Genomic DNA, 16,424 nt, shown 5'->3' on the forward strand with positions numbered 1-16,424 from the left:
AACAGCCACGAGCCCGATCTGATGGAGACCAGAATGGCGCATACGAGAATCCGCAAGTTCAACACGAAAGACACCTATCCCGAGCAGAAGCTCGACAATGATCTGTGCCAGGCGGTCGTCACGCGGGGCGGCCGGACGGTCTATCTGCGCGGCCAGTGTCCTCAGGATCTCGACACCGCCAAGAATGTCGATAGCCACGATCCGGCCGAGCAGACGCACAAGGTGATGCAGAACATCAGGCAGCTCATCGAGGAGTGCGGCGGCACCATGGAGCATCTGGTGAAGGTGGTCGTCTACATCACCGACGTGCGCCATCGCGAGGCGGTCTACCGCACCATAGGCGAGTACATCAAAGGCGTGCATCCCGTTTCGACCGGTCTCGTCGTGCAGGCCCTGGCGCGGCCGGACTGGCTGGTCGAGATCGACGGCACCGCCGTCATTCCGGACTGATCATCATGACCTTCTCCATCGTCGCGCGATGCAGCCGCACCGGCATGTTCGGCGTCGCGGTGTCGTCTTCCTCTCCGGCGGTGGCGGCGCGTTGCGCCTATGCGCAGGCGGGCGTGGGCGCGGTCGCCAGCCAGAACGTCACCGATCCGACGCTCGGCACCAGGGGGCTCGAACTGCTGGCGCGCGGTGCCTCGGCCGCCGAGGCGGTCGCTATCCTGAAGCGCACCGGCGCCTACAGCGACTACCGTCAGGTGCTGGCTGTCGATGTCGCCGGGACAACCGCTATTCACTCCGGGCCTAAGGCGCTTGGCATCTGGGCGGAGGCGCGTGCGGACAATGTCGCCTGCGGCGGCAACATGCTGGCCCATGATGGCGTGCCGCAAGCCATGGTCGAGGCCTTCCTCGCCTCTGAAGGGCATCTCGGCGACCGCCTGATCGCGACCCTGCGCGCCACGCTGAGAGTGGGTGGCGAGGCGGGCCCGGTCCACTCCGCTGGAATGAAACTGGTGCGCGAAGTCGCATGGCCCGTCGCGGACCTGCGCTGCGACTGGACAGACGACTGCCCGATCGAGCAATTGGCAAGCCTGTGGGAAATCTACAAGCCGCAGCTCGATGCCTATGTGACCCGTGCGATCAATCCGTCCGACGCGCCGAGCTACGGTGTGCCGGGCGACGAGTAGCCGGCACACAGGGGGAAGGCATCCGCGTGAGTCACAAGGACTGGATCAGCAAGGCATCCGCGATCCGTTTTCGCGACAAGGCGTTCATCGACGGCAAGACGGTCGCGGCGCGTTCGGGCCGAACCTTCGCCAGCATCAACCCGGCCACCGGCGAAACGCTGGCCGAGGTGGCGTCCTGCGGCGAGGAAGATATCGATCTCGCCGTTGCCGCGGCGCGCCGCAGTTTCGAGGCCGGTGTCTGGTCACGCACAAGACCGGCGCACCGCAAGGAGGTGCTGCTGCGGCTGGCGCGGCTGCTGCGCGAAAACCTGGAGGAGCTTGCCCTGCTCGAGTCGCTCGACACGGGCAAGCTTGTCATGGATGCGGCGACTGTCGATGTCCCGGGTTCTGCGGCGATCTTCCAGTGGTATGGCGAGGCCATCGACAAGATCTACGACGAAGTGGCGCCGACCGGCGGAAGCGATCTGGTGCTGGTGCGGCGCGAGCCGCTCGGCGTCATCGGCGCCGTGGTGCCGTGGAATTTTCCGCTCGACATGGCGACCTGGAAATGCGCGCCCGCGCTGGCGGCGGGCAATTCGGTAGTGCTGAAGCCTGCGGAGCAGTCGCCTTTCTCGGCACTCCGGCTGGCGGAACTTGCCATGGAGGCGGGCCTGCCCGCCGGTGTGTTCAATGTCGTGCCTGGCCTTGGCGAGACGGCCGGCCAGGCGCTCGGCCGCCACATGGATGTGGATTGCCTTGCCTTCACCGGATCGACCTCGGTCGGCAAGATGTTCCTGCAGTATTCGGGCCAGTCGAACATGAAGCAGGTCTGGCTTGAAACAGGTGGCAAAAGCCCGAACCTTGTCTTCGCCGATTGCGGCGATCTCGATGCGGCAGCCGACATGGCGGCGTTCGGCATCTTCTTCAACCAGGGCGAGGTCTGTTCGGCCAATTCGCGCCTGCTCGTGCAACGCGGCATCAAGGATGCGCTTCTGGAGAAGCTGGCGGAGCGCGCTGCGGCCACCCAGCCTGGCGATCCGCTCGACCCGGCCTCGAAAATGGGCGCCATGGTCGATGCCCACCACGCCGCCAACGTCATGCGGTTCGTCGAGGCCGGCAAGAAGACCGCGCGCCTGGTTGCCGGCGGCGATCGGGTCACGATCAACGGTCGCGGCAGCTTCATACAGCCCACCATCTTCGACAATGTTGCCCATGACGACCCGATTGCCCGCGACGAGATATTCGGACCGGTGCTTTCGGTCATAGCCTTCGACGACGAAGAGGAGGCTATCCGCATTGCCAATGACAGCCCGTACGGACTGGCCGCATCACTGTGGACCGACAGTCTCTCGCGCGCGCACCGCGTTGCCGGCCGGCTCCGCGCCGGCACGGTTTCCGTCAATACGGTCGATGCGCTGAGCCCGATGACCCCGTTCGGCGGGATCAAGCAATCCGGCTTCGGTCGCGACCTGTCGCTGCATTCGCTGGACAAGTACACCGCGCTGAAAACGACATGGATCAAGTACTGAGGCAGTGCGGGCGCTTGATCGCAGCGCCCAAACCGGCAACATAGCCGCCCATGCCGTTACGCTTCACGCTGAGACAACTGGAATATTTCGTCGCCGTCGGCGAAGCCGGCTCCATTACCAAGGCGGCCGAACAGGTCAATGTTTCGCCGCCTTCGATCTCGGCGTCCATCGCGCAGCTCGAGGCCGAATTCGGCGTCCAGCTTTTTGTGCGCAAGCATTCGCATGGCCTGTCACTCACGGCCGGCGGGCGCGTTTTCCTCAAGGAGGCCGCCAGGCTGCTGGCCGACGCCGACGCTTTGCACGATATTGCCGGCGACATCGCCGAGAAAGTGCGTGGGCCGCTGGCGGTCGGATGCCTGCTGACCTTCGCGCAAATCGTCATGCCGACCCTGCGCATGAAGTTCGAGCGCGCCTATCCCGAGGTGCGGTTCAGGCAGTTCGAACGCAACCAGGGTCAGCTGCTCGAAATGTTGCAACGAGGCGAAATCGACGCGGCGCTGACCTACGATCTAGAACTGTCGCAGGACACGACGTTCGAACCGCTGATGCTGGTTCCGGCCTATGTCATGTTGCCACAGGGGCACCGCTTCGCCGGCAAGGCTTCCATCACGCCGGAAGAGCTGGCCGACGAGCCGATGGTGCTGCTCGACCTGCCATATAGCCGCGAATATTTCCTCTCGGCCTTTCATTCGCGAGGCATCCGGCCGAACATTGCCGAGCGCACCGGCGACATCGCGGTGATGCGTTCGATGGTTGCGAACGGCTTCGGCTATGGCATCGCCAACATGCGGCCGCTCAACACGCTGGCGCCGGACGGCAAGCCTCTGGTCTTCGTGCCTCTGGAGGGGGATTTGCGGCCTCTGACCATGGGGGTTGCATTACCCAACGCTGAGCATCGCACCCAAACGGTGCAGGCATTCATCGATCATTGCCGCCGTTTCGTCGTCGAACAGGGCGTGTTCGGCAGCGGTAGGGTCGTGGAATAGCGGCGTTGCTTCATGCCACCTGAAGCCGGCGATCGGCAAGCCGCCGCAGCAGATTGTCCAGCATGCCGTCGCAGCGGCGCATCTGTTCGACGCTGACGAATTCGTCCGGTCTGTGCCCTTGCGCCATCGAGCCTGGTCCGCACACGATGGTCGGCGTGCCGAGGTCGCGGCTGAACAATCCACCTTCGGTGCCGAAGGCAACCTTGATGGTGTCGTTGGCGCCGGTCAACGATTTGACGAAGCCTACGGCCTGCGAGTTCGCAGGCGTGTCCAGCCCTGGATAGGTGTTGGTGATATCGATGTCGATGGCCGCCTCTGGCGCGATCGTTGAAGCCGCAGCGGCAATGCGCGCTGCCGCCGCGCGCAACCCATTGAGGATTTGGTCGGGATTGTCGGCCGCGACATTGCGGATCTCGAAGTCGAGCTGGCAGAGGTTCGGCACGATGTTGAGCGCCACGCCGGCATTCATCTTGCCAACGTGGACGGTCGTGTAGGGAATGTCGTAGTCGCCGTCGCGTACGCCATCGCGCGCCAGCCGATCCTGTTCTTGGCGCAGTGCGGAGACGAAGTCACAGCCCAGATGAATGGCATTGAGTGCCAAGGGGGCCAGCGCCGAATGGCCTTCCCGTCCCCTGCAGATGGCGCGCACCGCAAGCTTGCCCTTGTGGCCGGTCGCAACCTGCATGCTGGTCGGCTCGCCGACGATGCACAACAATGGCCGGTGCGGCGCAGCATGCAGCATGTCGATAAGGCTGTGCACACCGATGCAGCCGACCTCTTCGTCGTAGGAAAGCGCCAGATGCAAGGGCGTTTGCAGGCTCATTTTCGAGGCCTTGAGGCACGCGGCAAGCGCACAGGCCACGAAACCCTTCATGTCGGCCGCGCCGCGGCCGTAAAGCTTGCCGTCGCGCGCGCTCATCTCGAAAGGCGGCAGCGTCCAGTCCTGGCCGTCGATGGGGACGACATCGGTATGGCCGGACAGCATGACGCCGGGAGTGTCGGCCGGCCCTATGGTGGTGAAAAGGTTCGCCTTATGGCCGTCCGCGCTGCGGACGATCTGGCATGCAATGCCCTGTGCCGCCAACAACTCCGTCACGTAGCCGATGAGGTCGAGATTCGAAACGCGGCTCACCGTCGGGAATGCCATCAGCTTTTCAAGGATTCGGATGCTGTCCATGTGTTGTATGTCTCATTGGCCGTGCGCGCTATCTAGCATCGCGTGGCCGCGGCGCTGAAGTCGCATTTGGCTCAGCCGGGATTCACCGGATGCTAACCCAGGCGGCGGGGGCTGATTAGGCGCGTCCTAATCGGCACAGAAGAAATCTGTAGTTTTCCGGCGCGCGCCGCAACTTATGAGTAGGTTCACGGCATCTACCCACCGTCAAGGTTTGAAAGCATCACCGCGCATGCCGCGATGCGACGCTGGCAGGAAGGAAGCACCATGCGTGATCCACGCTACGACATTCTGTTCGAGCCTGTGAAGATCGGTCCGGTGACCGCCAAGAACCGCTTCTACCAGGTGCCGCACTGCAATGGCGGCGGCTATCGCGATCCGTCCGCCGCGGCCGAGATGCGGCGCATCAAGTCGGAAGGCGGCTGGGGTGTCATTTTCACCGAGCAAACCGAGATGCACCACACCTCGGAGATCACGCCCTTCATCGAGCTCAGGCTGTGGGACGACGCCGATATCCCGGCGCTCGCCAGGATGGCCAAGGCCATGCACCAGCATGGCGCGCTGGCCGGCATCCAGCTGGCCTATTCCGGTATCAACGGACCGAACCTCTACACCAAGGAAGTGCCGCGCGGACCGTCGGCCTTGCCCATCCGCACCTTCACCAATGACCCGGTTCAGGCACGCGCCATGGACAAGCAGGATATACGCGACCTGCGCCGCTGGCATCGCAATGCCTTCAAACGCGCCAAGCTGGCGGGTTTCGACCTGGTCTGTCTCTACGGCGCGCATGGCTTCGGCATCATCCAGCACTTCCTGTCGACCGCCACCAACCAGCGCAGCGACGAGTATGGCGGCTCGCTGGAAAACCGCTCGCGGCTGATGCGGGAGCTGATTGAGGAGGGCAGGGACGCCATCGGCGACACTTGCGGCCTGACGCTGCGGCTATCGCTGGACGAGATGATCGGCGAGCTGGGTTTCGCCAATTCCGAAGTGCGCGACATGATCGAGATGCATGCCGACCTGCCCGACCTCTGGGATCTGGCCCATGGCGCCTGGGAGGACTGCTCCGGGCCGTCGCGGTTCAAGGAGGAGGCCGCGCAGGAGAGCCTCGTGTCCGGCATCAAGAAGCTGACCTCAAAGCCGGTCGTCGGCGTCGGGCGCTTTACGTCGCCGGACGTGATGGTGAAGATGATCAGGTCCGGTACGCTTGATTTCATCGGCTGCGCGCGCCCGTCGATTGCCGACCCCTTCCTGCCGAAGAAGGTGGAAGAGGGGCGGATCGAGGACATTCGCGAATGCATCGGCTGCAACATCTGCATCACCGGCGACATGACCATGTCGATCTCGCGCTGCACGCAGAACCCGACCTTCATGGAGGAATGGCGCAAGGGTTGGCATCCGGAGCGGATGCAGGCCAAGGGCGACAGTGAGAGCGTGCTGATCGTCGGCGCCGGTCCCGCCGGGCTTGAGGCCGCCCGCGCACTCGGCCTGCGCGGCTACCAGGTGGCGATCGCCGAGGCCGGCACCGAGCTCGGCGGCCGCGTGGCACGCGAGTGCCGCTTGCCTGGTCTCTCCGCCTGGGGTCGCGTACGCGACTATCGCCAATATCAGCTCAGCCAGATGTCCAATGTCGACGTCTATTTCGAGAGCCGATTGTCCGCCGAGGATATCCTGGCCTTCGGGTTTCAGAACATCGCCATTGCCACCGGCTCGACATGGCGCCGTGACGGCGTGGCGCGTGCGCATGTCGTGCCGATGCCGATGGATCTGGCCATGCCGCTCTATACCCCGGACGACCTGATGAGCGGAAATGTACCGACCGGCAACGTCGTGTTGTTCGACGACGACCACTACTACATGGGTGGCGTTCTGGCAGAGCTTATGGCGCGCCGGGGCGCGAAGGTGACGCTGGTGACGCCGTCCGCCTATGTGTCCGACTGGACCCGCAACACGCTGGAGCAAGGCACCATCCATCGCCGGCTGGCCGAGCTCGGCGTCGAGATCGTGCTGAACCAGATCATGACTCACATCGTGTCGGGAGGTGTTGTCACTGCCTGTGCTTATACGGGCACCCGACATGACATCGCCGCAGATGGCGTGGTGCTGGTGACGTCGCGCCAACAGGACGATGGCGTCTGGCGCGAATTGAAGGCGCGGCGGGACGAGTGGGCCGATAGTGGCATTCGCTCGATCAAGGTCATCGGCGATGCCGAGGCGCCAGGCCCGATTGCCTGGGCGACCTACGCCGGCCATCGTTTCGCTCGTGAGCTGGACGAACTCGATATCGGCGACGCGCTGCCGTTCCGGCGAGAAGTGACGGCACTGGCCGCGGAATAGAGGACGGGATCATCCTTAACCCAGGCTTTTGGGAGATCGTGTTGGGAAGCGCGATCTCTAGCGGAAATGACGGTTTTTTACCTGCCGCGAAGATGGACCTGTACCTGCCTGTGAAGGAGGTAAGGGTACTTTAAAGCGGTCGCGGGACGATACGGTACAATACGGGAAGACTTTTTATTTTGGCCCACGAAAAAGCCAATGAAATCAATATTTCTCGCACATCCTCCGGGCCCACCATTATCGTTATTTATCAATGGTTTATTGGCAGGTTCGCCACGAGGTTCGCCAACAGGTTCGCCAAGCAGCGGCTTGCACGTTACCAGCCGTACGACTCGGTCCATGCCCTGCACAGCCAAACGCACCTGCGAGGCTTCCCGGCGACCATGCGCGGGGAACGATTCTCACGATCAGGGGGGCGATGCCTCCCTGGCTCCCAGCTGCGCATTCTAGCTGAATTGGGATTCCCCAGGATTGAGCAAAGACGTTCAAGGTCCATGCCGCCGGCTACAGGCGTGGTCTCACCAAGCCATCAGAGCGGGCACTGCGACGCCGTGACCTTGGCCTCAAACCCCAGCTTGGCTAGAGTTCGTAGTATGCTGAAGGCCATTCACCACGTCGCGCTCATCTGCACCGATCAGGATCGGTCGCGACGGTTCTACGTTGAACTCCTCGGCCCACGATCTCATCCGGGAGGTCTATCGGCAGGAGCGGCAGGCGCGTCACTCGCTGATCGGTTCAGGCGCCAGCGACCTGGTGGCCGATGTTCTGCTGGGAATCGACCGATTGTTCAGGGAGTTCGCGGAAACGACAGCGACTTTTACAGACCTGACCGGCAAGGCGCCGCGATCTGTCGCTGCCTGGTTGAGTGAGAACATCGTGGCTTTTCAAAAATAGTCCCACGAATAACTTGGTTGCCAGTTGGTAAACATTCGCTGAATGCCCGGACCAATCTGGCTCCGGGCATCCATTGTCAAAGTAACCTAGATGTCAGGCTGCATCGCGGAAACCAACGATGGCCTTGATCTCGAGAAACTCGGCAATTGCCATCGGACCCCATTCACGTCCGTTGCCGGACTGCTTGTAGCCGCCGAAGGGTGCAGCCAGATCAAGATTAACATTGTTCAAGTAGACTTGGCCGGCACGCAGGCGACGCGCGATGGCTTCGGCCGCAACCCGCTCACCCTGCACATAGGCGGCAAGGCCGTAGGTCGTGTCGTTGGCGATCCTCACTGCTTCCTCTTCGTCGGAATAGGCGATGATGACCAGGACTGGCCCGAAGATTTCTTCACGTGCGATCGTCATGTCGTTGCGCACATCGGCAAAGATCGTAGGCCGGACGTAAAAGCCAGCATCAAGTCCATCGGGACGGCCAAGCCCTCCAGTCACAAGCGTGGCGCCTTCATCGAGCCCCGACTGGATCAGACGCTGGATTTTGTTCCATTGCGCTTCCGAAGCTACCGGTCCCATTTTTGCATTGGAAGAAGGATGGCCGACCGACCAGGTTTCGGCGGCTGCCTTGGCGTAGCTGATTGCTTCAGCAGCCTGATCGACATGGACCAGCATCCGAGACGGTGCGCTGCAGGACTGTCCGCTGTTCAGCATCATCTGCGCTACACCGCCTTCGACAGCAGATGCGAGGTCTGCACTACGCAGGACGATGTTGGGTGACTTTCCTCCAAGTTCCTGATGTACTCTTTTGACAGTCAGCGCACCGGTGCGAGCCACCTCGATCCCAGCCGCGGTTGAGCCGGTGAAGGAGACAAGATCCACGTCGGGATGGCTCGTCAAAGCATTGCCGACAACGCGGCCATCGCCATGAACAAGATTGAACACTCCTTTGGGAACTCCGGCGTCATGGAGGATCTCAGCAAAGATCGTACCTGAGAACGGTCCGATTTCAGATGGTTTCAACACCACGGTGCAACCCGCAGCAAGCGCAGGTGCCACCTTTGCGGCCATCAGCATCAATGGCCAATTCCACGGCGTGATCAGGGCGCAAACGCCGATCGGCTCGCGTACGACTTCGCTTGTGCCAAGCGGCTCATCGAAACGGTAGGTCGCAAGCGCTGCTCGTGCAATCTGGAAATGGGCAACACCGACGGTCACCTGCAGTTGCTCTGAAAGCCATTGCGGCGCGCCCATTTCATCCATTACCGCTAGGGCTAGGTCGCTAGCTCGCTTGTCGTAGGCAGCAATAATCCGGTCGAAGAGCGAAATTCGCTCCTCAATCGAGGTGAGTGAATACGTTTCAAATGCCTTTCGCGCGGCTGAAACCGCATCGTCCACGTCACTCGCATCGCCCAGCGCGACTTGACCAATGACGGTTTCGTCCGCGGGATTGATAACATCGATTACGGCTGTGCTTTTGGGCTGCACCCAGGTTCCGTCGATATAGAATTGAAGATTGTTACGCATGAGAAAGCTCCATCATTGTTGATGGAGCCATAAGTATCTTTCGTAAACTTGGCGTCAATCAGGCACTTGAAGTCGCGCTGGTAGGGCAGAGTATACTTGACCCGGGTTCATCATTCCGTGCACGATGGCGAACCATCTGTTGAAAGCATCCGCCGCTCAGTTCGTGTCACAGGCGTAATTGTATCAGCGACCTGTCCGCTGCCTTCTGCTCGCCGCCCTTGCTGTCGAAAACCTCTCTCGCTTCGGTGACCTCCGGCAGTTTCACCAACGTCCACTTGTGCAGTTCCTGAAGGGGCTCCCGCAAGGTATGGCCGAGTGGCGTCAGCTGATATTGCACCGCCACTGGGGAGAGTGAAATTACCTCTCTCGCTATAAGACCGTTGCGCTCGAGGCGGCGAAGGCACTGAGTGAGAGCCTTCTGCGTCACCCCTTGCAAGCGGCGGCGGATGGCATTGAAGCGCTGCGGTCCCTCATTGAGAACCGCAATCACCATCATCGACCACTTGTCGGCGATCTGATCGAATAGAGCCCGGCTCGGGCATTCAGAAGAAAAGCAGAGCGGTTCCAGTTCAAGCATAATGGGTTCCTTCGATATACCTAGGCGACTTCAGGTGCCTGATTGACGCTAGGTTTACACCATATACCTGTAGGCCTTGTTAACGCAACGGAGTTCTATTTGTGTCCGGTGCCGATGCGACAACGTTGGTGCACTGGTGAAGGTCATGCCGCGCAAGACGGTCGGTTTGATGGCGAACATGTTGGCCAGCCTGATCTGGTCAGCGTCGCTGAGATGGAGGTCGGCGCTGCGCAGCGACGGCACCTCTGGAAGGCAGTGCCAAAGCATGACAAACGGAGAGGCCGCGTTGAAGGCGGCATGGCGACTGATCCAGGACGACAGAGGTTCGTCCGAATGGGGCGGCAACCGCACCGGTAATTGCCGTTCTCGTATGTTCTCCATTATGCGAATGCCGCCTCGGCATCGAACTCCGGCTCCCAGTTCTCAATCGATGCATCGGTGATGCACTCGCGGCCGCTCTCGATGGCGTCGACGGCGAGGCTGTTGATGATGTGGAAGATGCTGGCGGTGATGCCCTTGGTGATATGCAGAATACGTCGCAGTGATTTCGGCGTCAGAACTTAAGGCCGCCGCAGCCGGCCTCTTGCGCAGGATCGAACGACCAAGGTTTCGCGCGCATCGACCGGGCCGGGAACATCACCAAACGCCACAGTACTGCCAAGCTGCAATCTGCCCGCTTCGGCGCGGCTTGTCCGCTGTGGAATGCGCACCAGACCTCGAAGCGCCGGGTAGGATCATCCGTCAGCTCGCTGAGACACCGGAGGTAGACAATACATCACCGACCGGCTGGTCAGCCTCGTTAGTTTAGTTGGTCTTCAACTGGCCGATGCGGTTTTCGGCGATCCAGCGGGCGGCGAGGACCAGCGCGCCCATGCTGAAATCCTTGCCGTGCTTGGCCACCATCTCTTCCGACAGCTTGGCCAGCCGCTCGAAAAATTCGTCCTTGCTCTCGTCCTCTGCGGTGAGTTCGGTCTGCATTCTATCCTCCTGTTTCATACGGACTGCGTCCGTTATTTGAACATCTGGGCTGGAAAGGTGACGATCGCGGCGGTGCCGTCGACGGCGCCCACCGCCAGATGCCGTCCGTCGCCGGACCAGGCAAGCGCGGTGACCGCGCTGCCGAAAGGCCTGACGAGGAGTTCGTCGCGGGCGCCGATCTCGGCGATGGTGATCCGGCCGTTGGCGTAGCCGGCCGCGATGAGTTTCTTTTCAGGGTGCGCCGCCACCGTTTCGACCAGCACCAGCCCGGCACGACCCGTCTCCAGCGCGCCGGAGGTTTCGCCGCCAACCGGCGGCGCGGTCATCGACCACCCGGCAATCCGGAAGGCGCCCGAGGCAAACAGCGCATTCGCCGGCCGGCTCCAGCACACGGTCCGCACCGGCGATGGAAATCCCGCGACGATGTCAGCGCGGCCATCGGTCATGCTGACCAGGGCAAAGCCTCCGGTTTCGAGCCCGCAGGCCAACCACGTGCCGTCGCCGCTCCAACGGATCGACACCGGGCGCGCTGGAAAGGAGACATCGCGTATCAAGGCAGCGTCGCCTTCGACAGACCAGATCGACAGCCCATCACCACCGCCGCAGGCGAGGCGCCGCCCGCCTGGCGAGAAAGCAAGGGCGTCCATGGACGATGTCACGGCGTGTTTCAGTTGCACTGCGCCGCCTTGGCCGCGCGACAGAAAGGCATCATGCCCATTGCTGATGGCTGTCATGTCCGTCCTAGCGTTGTGATCGATGGCTACGATCGGTCCGTCGATCCGGACCAAAGGGGCCGCTGCTTCACCGTCGGGGGCCAGATGCAGCACCTCACCGCTGGCCGCGCCGACCAGAAAGGCGGAATGCGCATAGGCGGCGAGCGGGACATCGCCATCTCCGAATGCCGCCGTGGCGATCAATGGGACAGGTGGCCTTTCCCTTGGGCGGATCGTCGTCTGCCCCAGATCGTTGCTTACCCTTATCCGCGTTTCCGGCGGCTCGTGATCCGCGACCGTGGCAATGGCGATGGTTGCATCCACTGAAGCGAAGGCAACAGCCGAGCCATCGGCGCTGAAGCGCAAATCGGCGATTGCCGACGGGCGACGCCAGCTCCGCGCCAGAAGGTCGAACAAGGTCAGGTTCTGCATCGTCTGCTGGTTCATGCTCTCTCTCCCGTCAGTCCTCGTTCGCCGTCGCGGCAAGCCGGCGATCAATGTCCTCGACATCGCCTTCCACTGCGACGATGCGTTGCTCGCACACCGCGCATGCCTGCATGACCGCCGCCGCGCTCTGCTCTGCCTCATGCAAGTCCCGCACCAGTTGCTCGCTGGCGCCGCTTCTGCCGATTTCCAGCTCCAGGCGCAGCACATCCATCTCGATGCCGGAGCGTTTCTGATTGAGCCGCAGCGCCTCGGCAGTGAGCGCGGAGACATTGGCGACCAGATCGAGCCGGCGGGCGAGCAGCGCGTGGCGTCTGGCGATATCGGATCCTCCCGTCATTGTTTGCTCCCCAAAGATCCCGGCGGTTTTTCGAAAGCCGACAGCAATTTTGGCAACGTACCGGCCTGCGACTGGAACTGCCTTTCGGCCGTCTCGATATGGCTCTTGAGCTGATCCCAGATGTCGACACGGATCATCGATGTCGTGTCACCGGTGAGGCGCTCGATCTCGTCGACGCGGAACTGGCGCGTCAGCGAAACGCCGGAAAACACGAAGTCCCGCAACAGGATCGCGTGGTTTTCGATGAACAGATGGATCATCGGATGCGTTTCCGTGGTGACGCCGCCGGCGGCAAGCTCGGCCCGGATGAAGTCCTGGAAGTGGCTCTGGAGGCGATGTTGGCTCTCGCCCATGAAGCGCATGACAAAGACCAGATCGCGGGGCATCAGCCTGACAAGATCGCCGGTGACGCCGTCGGCCTGGCTGGACATTGGCTCTGGTGGCCCCCGGCTGTCTCTATCGTTCGGCATGGTCTCTCTCCAGCGCCAGGCCCATCCACGGCCGTCTCCTTCAGATAGTAGAGAAAGACGAAGAATTGAATAGATGATATCTGTTTTCTTTTTTTGCTGCACTTGCTAACTAAACATATTGCGTATGCGAATAGATTTTAAATATTACAAGCGTACTTTACAACTGTAAAACAACGTTACAGTCGGCCATCTGCTCATATGCCGAAAGAGTGGCGATTTTGTTTGAACGTCAGCCATGGGCGCTCTTTTCAAACTGGCACGGCGCTTGCTTTGTACCTTTTCACAAGAAGCCCATCGCATTTTTGACGCGGTGCCAAAAGAACGAAGGAACGGAGGAAGCAGAGACCGCTTCGATACGCCCATCGCACATGCGGTTGGCGCCGCGGGTCTCCGCCAAAACACCTCGAGAACCTTTGCCGCGATCCACTTGAACGGCCGGACCATGAGTCGCGCCTGAATGCGCAACCCTTTGTCGTGCCGTTCGCACTCTCACTGGCGGTGCTTTGTGCCGCTTCATGCCGGGGTCAAGGGACCTGCGGCTCAAACCTGGTGGAGGCTTATGACCATGACGTCTCTGACGCTTAACAAGATTACCTCGCAACGCGGAATCTCCGTCGGCGAGGCGACCAAGAAGATTGCCGATCTCGGCTGGAATCCTTCCTACGTCCAGGAAGCGATGACGTTTCCGACCGACTACAAGATCAACAAGACGCCCCGCGACCCGATGAAGCAGGTCCTGCGGTCGTACTTCCCGATGCAGGAAGAAAAAGACAACCGCGTCTATGGCGCGCTCGATGCGGCCTTGCGCGGCGACATGTTCCGCAACGTCGAGCCGCGTTGGGTCGAGTGGATGAAGCTCTTCCTGGCCATCATTCCGTTCCCGGAAATCTCGGCTGCCCGCTCGATGGCGATGGTTGCCCGCATAGCGCCTGGTGAGGAACTCCGAACCGGCTTCACCATGCAGATGATCGACGAGTTTCGTCACTCGACGATCCAGATGAATTTGAAGAAATGGTACATGGAGAACTACATCGATCCGGCCGGCTTCGACATCACCGAAGAAGCCTTCGGAAAATGCTACGCCACGACAATCGGCCGACAGTTCGCCGAAGGCTTCATCACCGGCGACACGATGACCGCCGCCTGCATGTACCTGACCGTGGTGGCTGAAACCGCCTTCACCAACACGCTGTTCGTCGCCATGCCTTCGGAGGCCGCCCGCAACGGCGACTACGCGCTGCCGACGGTGTTCCTGTCGGTGCAGTCCGACGAGAGCCGGCATATCGGCAATGGCCACTCGCTGCTGATGGCGGCGCTCAAGGAGCCGGAAAACCACCTCTTGCTCGAGCGCGACCTGCGCTACGCCTTCTGGCAGAACCACGCCATCGTCGATGCCGCCATCGGTACCTTCATCGAATACGGCACCACCAACCGCGACAAGAACAAGGAGTCCTACGCGGAGATGTGGCACCGTTGGATCTATGAGGACTACTATCGCACCTACATGCTGCCGCTCGAAAAATACGGCATCAAGGTCCATCACGATGACGTCCAGGCGGCCTGGGAGCGCATCACCAAGAAGAACTATGTCCACAAGGTCGGGCAGTTCTTCGCGGTCGGCTGGCCGGTCAATTTCTGGCGTATCGAAGCCCAGACCGACAAGGACTTCGAGTGGTTCGAGCACAAGTATCCGGGCTGGTACGCCGAGTTCGGCGATTTCTGGAAATGGTATGCCAAGCTCAGCCACAAGGGCGAGAAGGTGCTGCTGTTCAACAGCGATGTCGGCTACGTCTACCCGCACCGCTGCTGGTCCTGCCTCGTTCCCTGTCTGATCCGCGAGGACATGGTGGTCGGCGAGATCGACGGCCAGCTCCACACCTTCGCCCACGAACTCGACAAGTGGACCGCAACAGTCGCCTTCGCCGACGAGTATCAGGGCCGGCCGACGCCCGCGATGGGCCGCTTCAGCGGCAAGCGCGAGTGGGAGACGCTCTATGACGGCTGGGATCTGGCCGATGCGATCAAGGACCTGAACTTCGTCCGTTCCGACGGCAAGACGCTGGTTCCGCAGCCGCATCTGCGCTTCGACGACAAGGAGATGTGGACGCTCGACGACGTGCGCGGCAACACGCTCGGATCGCCGCTCAACGCGCTGCGTGCCATGTCGCCCGCGGACCGTGAGAAGCACCTGGCGGAGTATGCCAAGGGCTTCACCATCACCCCCTGCAACTGATCAAGCCAAAGGGGGGCGGGTTCGTCCCGCCCCTTCCTTTCACTGGAGGTCCGTATGTCGGAAACCCACACGGTCAGGCTCAGCCCGGTTGGCGTCGAATTCGACGTCGAGCATGGCGAAACGGTGCTCAACGCCGCCTTTCGCCAGGGCATCGCGCTGCCGCACGGCTGCAAGGAAGGGCAATGCTCGGCCTGCAAAAGCGTGCTGCTCGAAGGCGAAGTCGACATGCTGAAATACTCGACCTTCGCGCTGAACGACATGGAGAAGGAGAGCGGGCACGTCCTGTTGTGCCGCTGCATCGCCTTCTCCGACCTGGAAGTCGAGCTTCTCAACTATGACGAGGAGATTTTGGCGAAAGCGATCGCCGTGAAGACATACAAGGGCCGGATTGCTCGCATCGAGCAGCTGACCCACGACATTCGCGGCATCGAGATCGAACTCGGCTCCCCAATGAAGTTCTGGGCGGGGCAATATGTCGACATCACGGTTACCACGCAAAAAGGGGAGACGATTACGCGCTCGTTCTCCATGGCAAATACGCCGGACCAAACCGAAAAACTCTCCTTCATCATCAAAAAATATCCTGAGGGAAAGTTTTCCGGAGAGCTCGATTCCGGAGGCATCAGAGCCGGAGCCGAAGTCACCGTCGTCGGACCCTACGGAACCTGCTTCCGCCGCGACGAACGGCAAGGACCCCTGATCCTGGTCGGCGCAGGATCGGGCATGTCGCCCATCTGGTCGATCCTCAACGATCACCTGAAGAGCGGCGAGAAACGTCCGGTCTATTTCTTCTACGGCGCCCGCACCCGCAACGACCTGTTCTATCTCGACAGGATCGCCGAGTTGGTCGGCAATCATTCCGACGTCACCTTCATTCCCGTGCTGTCGCACGCGAATGACGACGCCGAATGGCAGGGCGAACGTGGCTTCGTGCACCAGAGTGTCGACGCCGTGCTCAAGCAACTGGCGGTCGACGGGCAGGGCGATGTCCATGCCTGTGGCCCGCCGCCGATGATCGATGCGCTGCAGCCGGTCCTGTTCATGAACGGCTTCGAAACGGAGCGGATCTTCTTCGACAAGTTCACCACATCGGCAGGTGCAACGCCGGCCCATTGAGGG

16 protein-coding genes and 1 pseudogene are annotated in these 16,424 nt (G+C 61.4%); 9 read left to right on the top strand and 8 right to left on the bottom strand.

Annotated elements, in window-relative coordinates:
- Positions 1–33 precede the first annotated feature (33 nt).
- From NKH03_RS11010 to NKH03_RS11025, 4 genes are read left to right on the top strand one after another with little or no spacing between them, the layout of a single operon-like run.
- Positions 34–450 carry a RidA family protein gene (locus tag NKH03_RS11010; protein ID WP_352863551.1) on the top strand — a complete coding sequence of 139 codons (417 nt, stop codon included), beginning with the start codon at positions 34–36 and terminating at the stop codon, positions 448–450.
- A 5-nt stretch (positions 451–455) separates the two neighbouring features.
- Complete coding sequence (locus NKH03_RS11015) at positions 456–1,130, top strand: DUF1028 domain-containing protein (RefSeq protein WP_352863550.1); 675 nt, start codon at positions 456–458, stop codon at positions 1,128–1,130.
- Positions 1,131–1,156: 26 nt separating this feature from the next.
- Entirely contained in the window at positions 1,157–2,638 is a 1,482-nt protein-coding gene (locus tag NKH03_RS11020; protein ID WP_352863548.1) for an aldehyde dehydrogenase, read from the top strand.
- Between the two features lie 50 nt (positions 2,639–2,688).
- The gene (locus NKH03_RS11025; RefSeq protein WP_091581784.1) at positions 2,689–3,624 is read left to right on the top strand and encodes a LysR family transcriptional regulator; all 936 of its coding nucleotides are present in this window, start codon (positions 2,689–2,691) and stop codon (positions 3,622–3,624) included.
- 10 nt (positions 3,625–3,634) lie between these two features.
- Here NKH03_RS11025 and argE read toward each other — a convergent pair whose 3' ends face one another.
- A complete protein-coding gene (argE, locus tag NKH03_RS11030; RefSeq protein WP_352968385.1) occupies positions 3,635–4,801 on the bottom strand; it encodes an acetylornithine deacetylase in 1,167 nt (388 codons plus the stop codon).
- A gap of 264 nt (positions 4,802–5,065) precedes the next feature.
- Between argE and NKH03_RS11035 the strand changes: the two genes are divergently transcribed.
- On the top strand, positions 5,066–7,135 hold the full coding sequence (locus NKH03_RS11035; protein ID WP_352968386.1) for an oxidoreductase: 2,070 nt from the start codon (positions 5,066–5,068) through the stop codon (positions 7,133–7,135).
- 660 nt (positions 7,136–7,795) lie between these two features.
- Positions 7,796–8,029 (top strand): hypothetical protein, encoded by a 234-nt coding sequence (locus NKH03_RS11040; protein ID WP_352968387.1) that lies wholly within the window; start codon positions 7,796–7,798, stop codon positions 8,027–8,029.
- Between the two features lie 93 nt (positions 8,030–8,122).
- Here the strand turns inward: NKH03_RS11040 and NKH03_RS11045 are convergent, their stop codons facing one another.
- The 3 genes from NKH03_RS11045 to NKH03_RS11055 form a co-directional block, all read right to left on the bottom strand.
- Positions 8,123–9,550 carry an aldehyde dehydrogenase family protein gene (locus NKH03_RS11045; RefSeq protein ID WP_352968388.1) on the bottom strand — a complete coding sequence of 476 codons (1,428 nt, stop codon included), beginning with the start codon at positions 9,548–9,550 and terminating at the stop codon, positions 8,123–8,125.
- Between the two features lie 166 nt (positions 9,551–9,716).
- A complete protein-coding gene (locus NKH03_RS11050) occupies positions 9,717–10,127 on the bottom strand; it encodes a winged helix-turn-helix transcriptional regulator (RefSeq protein WP_352968389.1) in 411 nt (136 codons plus the stop codon).
- 54 nt (positions 10,128–10,181) lie between these two features.
- Entirely contained in the window at positions 10,182–10,508 is a 327-nt protein-coding gene (locus NKH03_RS11055) for a TniQ family protein (RefSeq protein ID WP_352968391.1), read from the bottom strand.
- Positions 10,509–10,735: 227 nt separating this feature from the next.
- On the opposite strand from NKH03_RS11055, the pseudogene NKH03_RS11060 reads away from it, so the two are divergent.
- A pseudogene (locus NKH03_RS11060) lies at positions 10,736–10,890 on the top strand (short-chain fatty acyl-CoA regulator family protein); the annotation flags it as partial.
- Positions 10,891–10,931: 41 nt separating this feature from the next.
- Here NKH03_RS11060 and NKH03_RS11065 read toward each other — a convergent pair.
- From NKH03_RS11065 to NKH03_RS11080, 4 genes are read right to left on the bottom strand one after another with little or no spacing between them, the layout of a single operon-like run.
- Positions 10,932–11,105 (bottom strand): hypothetical protein, encoded by a 174-nt coding sequence (locus NKH03_RS11065; RefSeq protein ID WP_352880253.1) that lies wholly within the window; start codon positions 11,103–11,105, stop codon positions 10,932–10,934.
- Between the two features lie 32 nt (positions 11,106–11,137).
- Complete coding sequence (locus tag NKH03_RS11070; protein WP_352968392.1) at positions 11,138–12,265, bottom strand: WD40 repeat domain-containing protein; 1,128 nt, start codon at positions 12,263–12,265, stop codon at positions 11,138–11,140.
- A gap of 13 nt (positions 12,266–12,278) precedes the next feature.
- Complete coding sequence (locus tag NKH03_RS11075; RefSeq protein ID WP_352863537.1) at positions 12,279–12,602, bottom strand: hypothetical protein; 324 nt, start codon at positions 12,600–12,602, stop codon at positions 12,279–12,281.
- Positions 12,599–13,072 (bottom strand): hypothetical protein, encoded by a 474-nt coding sequence (locus tag NKH03_RS11080; RefSeq protein ID WP_352880257.1) that lies wholly within the window; start codon positions 13,070–13,072, stop codon positions 12,599–12,601. Before NKH03_RS11080 ends, NKH03_RS11075 begins: the two co-directional genes overlap by 4 nt.
- Positions 13,073–13,631: 559 nt before the next feature.
- Between NKH03_RS11080 and NKH03_RS11085 the strand changes: the two genes are divergently transcribed.
- The gene (locus NKH03_RS11085) at positions 13,632–15,305 is read left to right on the top strand and encodes an aromatic/alkene/methane monooxygenase hydroxylase/oxygenase subunit alpha (protein WP_481826870.1); all 1,674 of its coding nucleotides are present in this window, start codon (positions 13,632–13,634) and stop codon (positions 15,303–15,305) included.
- 54 nt (positions 15,306–15,359) lie between these two features.
- The gene (locus NKH03_RS11090) at positions 15,360–16,421 is read left to right on the top strand and encodes an NADH:ubiquinone reductase (Na(+)-transporting) subunit F (protein WP_126068114.1); all 1,062 of its coding nucleotides are present in this window, start codon (positions 15,360–15,362) and stop codon (positions 16,419–16,421) included.
- The last annotated feature ends 3 nt before the right edge of the window (positions 16,422–16,424 follow it).

The organism is Mesorhizobium sp. M1406 (genome assembly GCF_040317555.1).
In the GTDB taxonomy this organism is placed as follows: Bacteria; Pseudomonadota; Alphaproteobacteria; order Rhizobiales; family Rhizobiaceae; genus Mesorhizobium.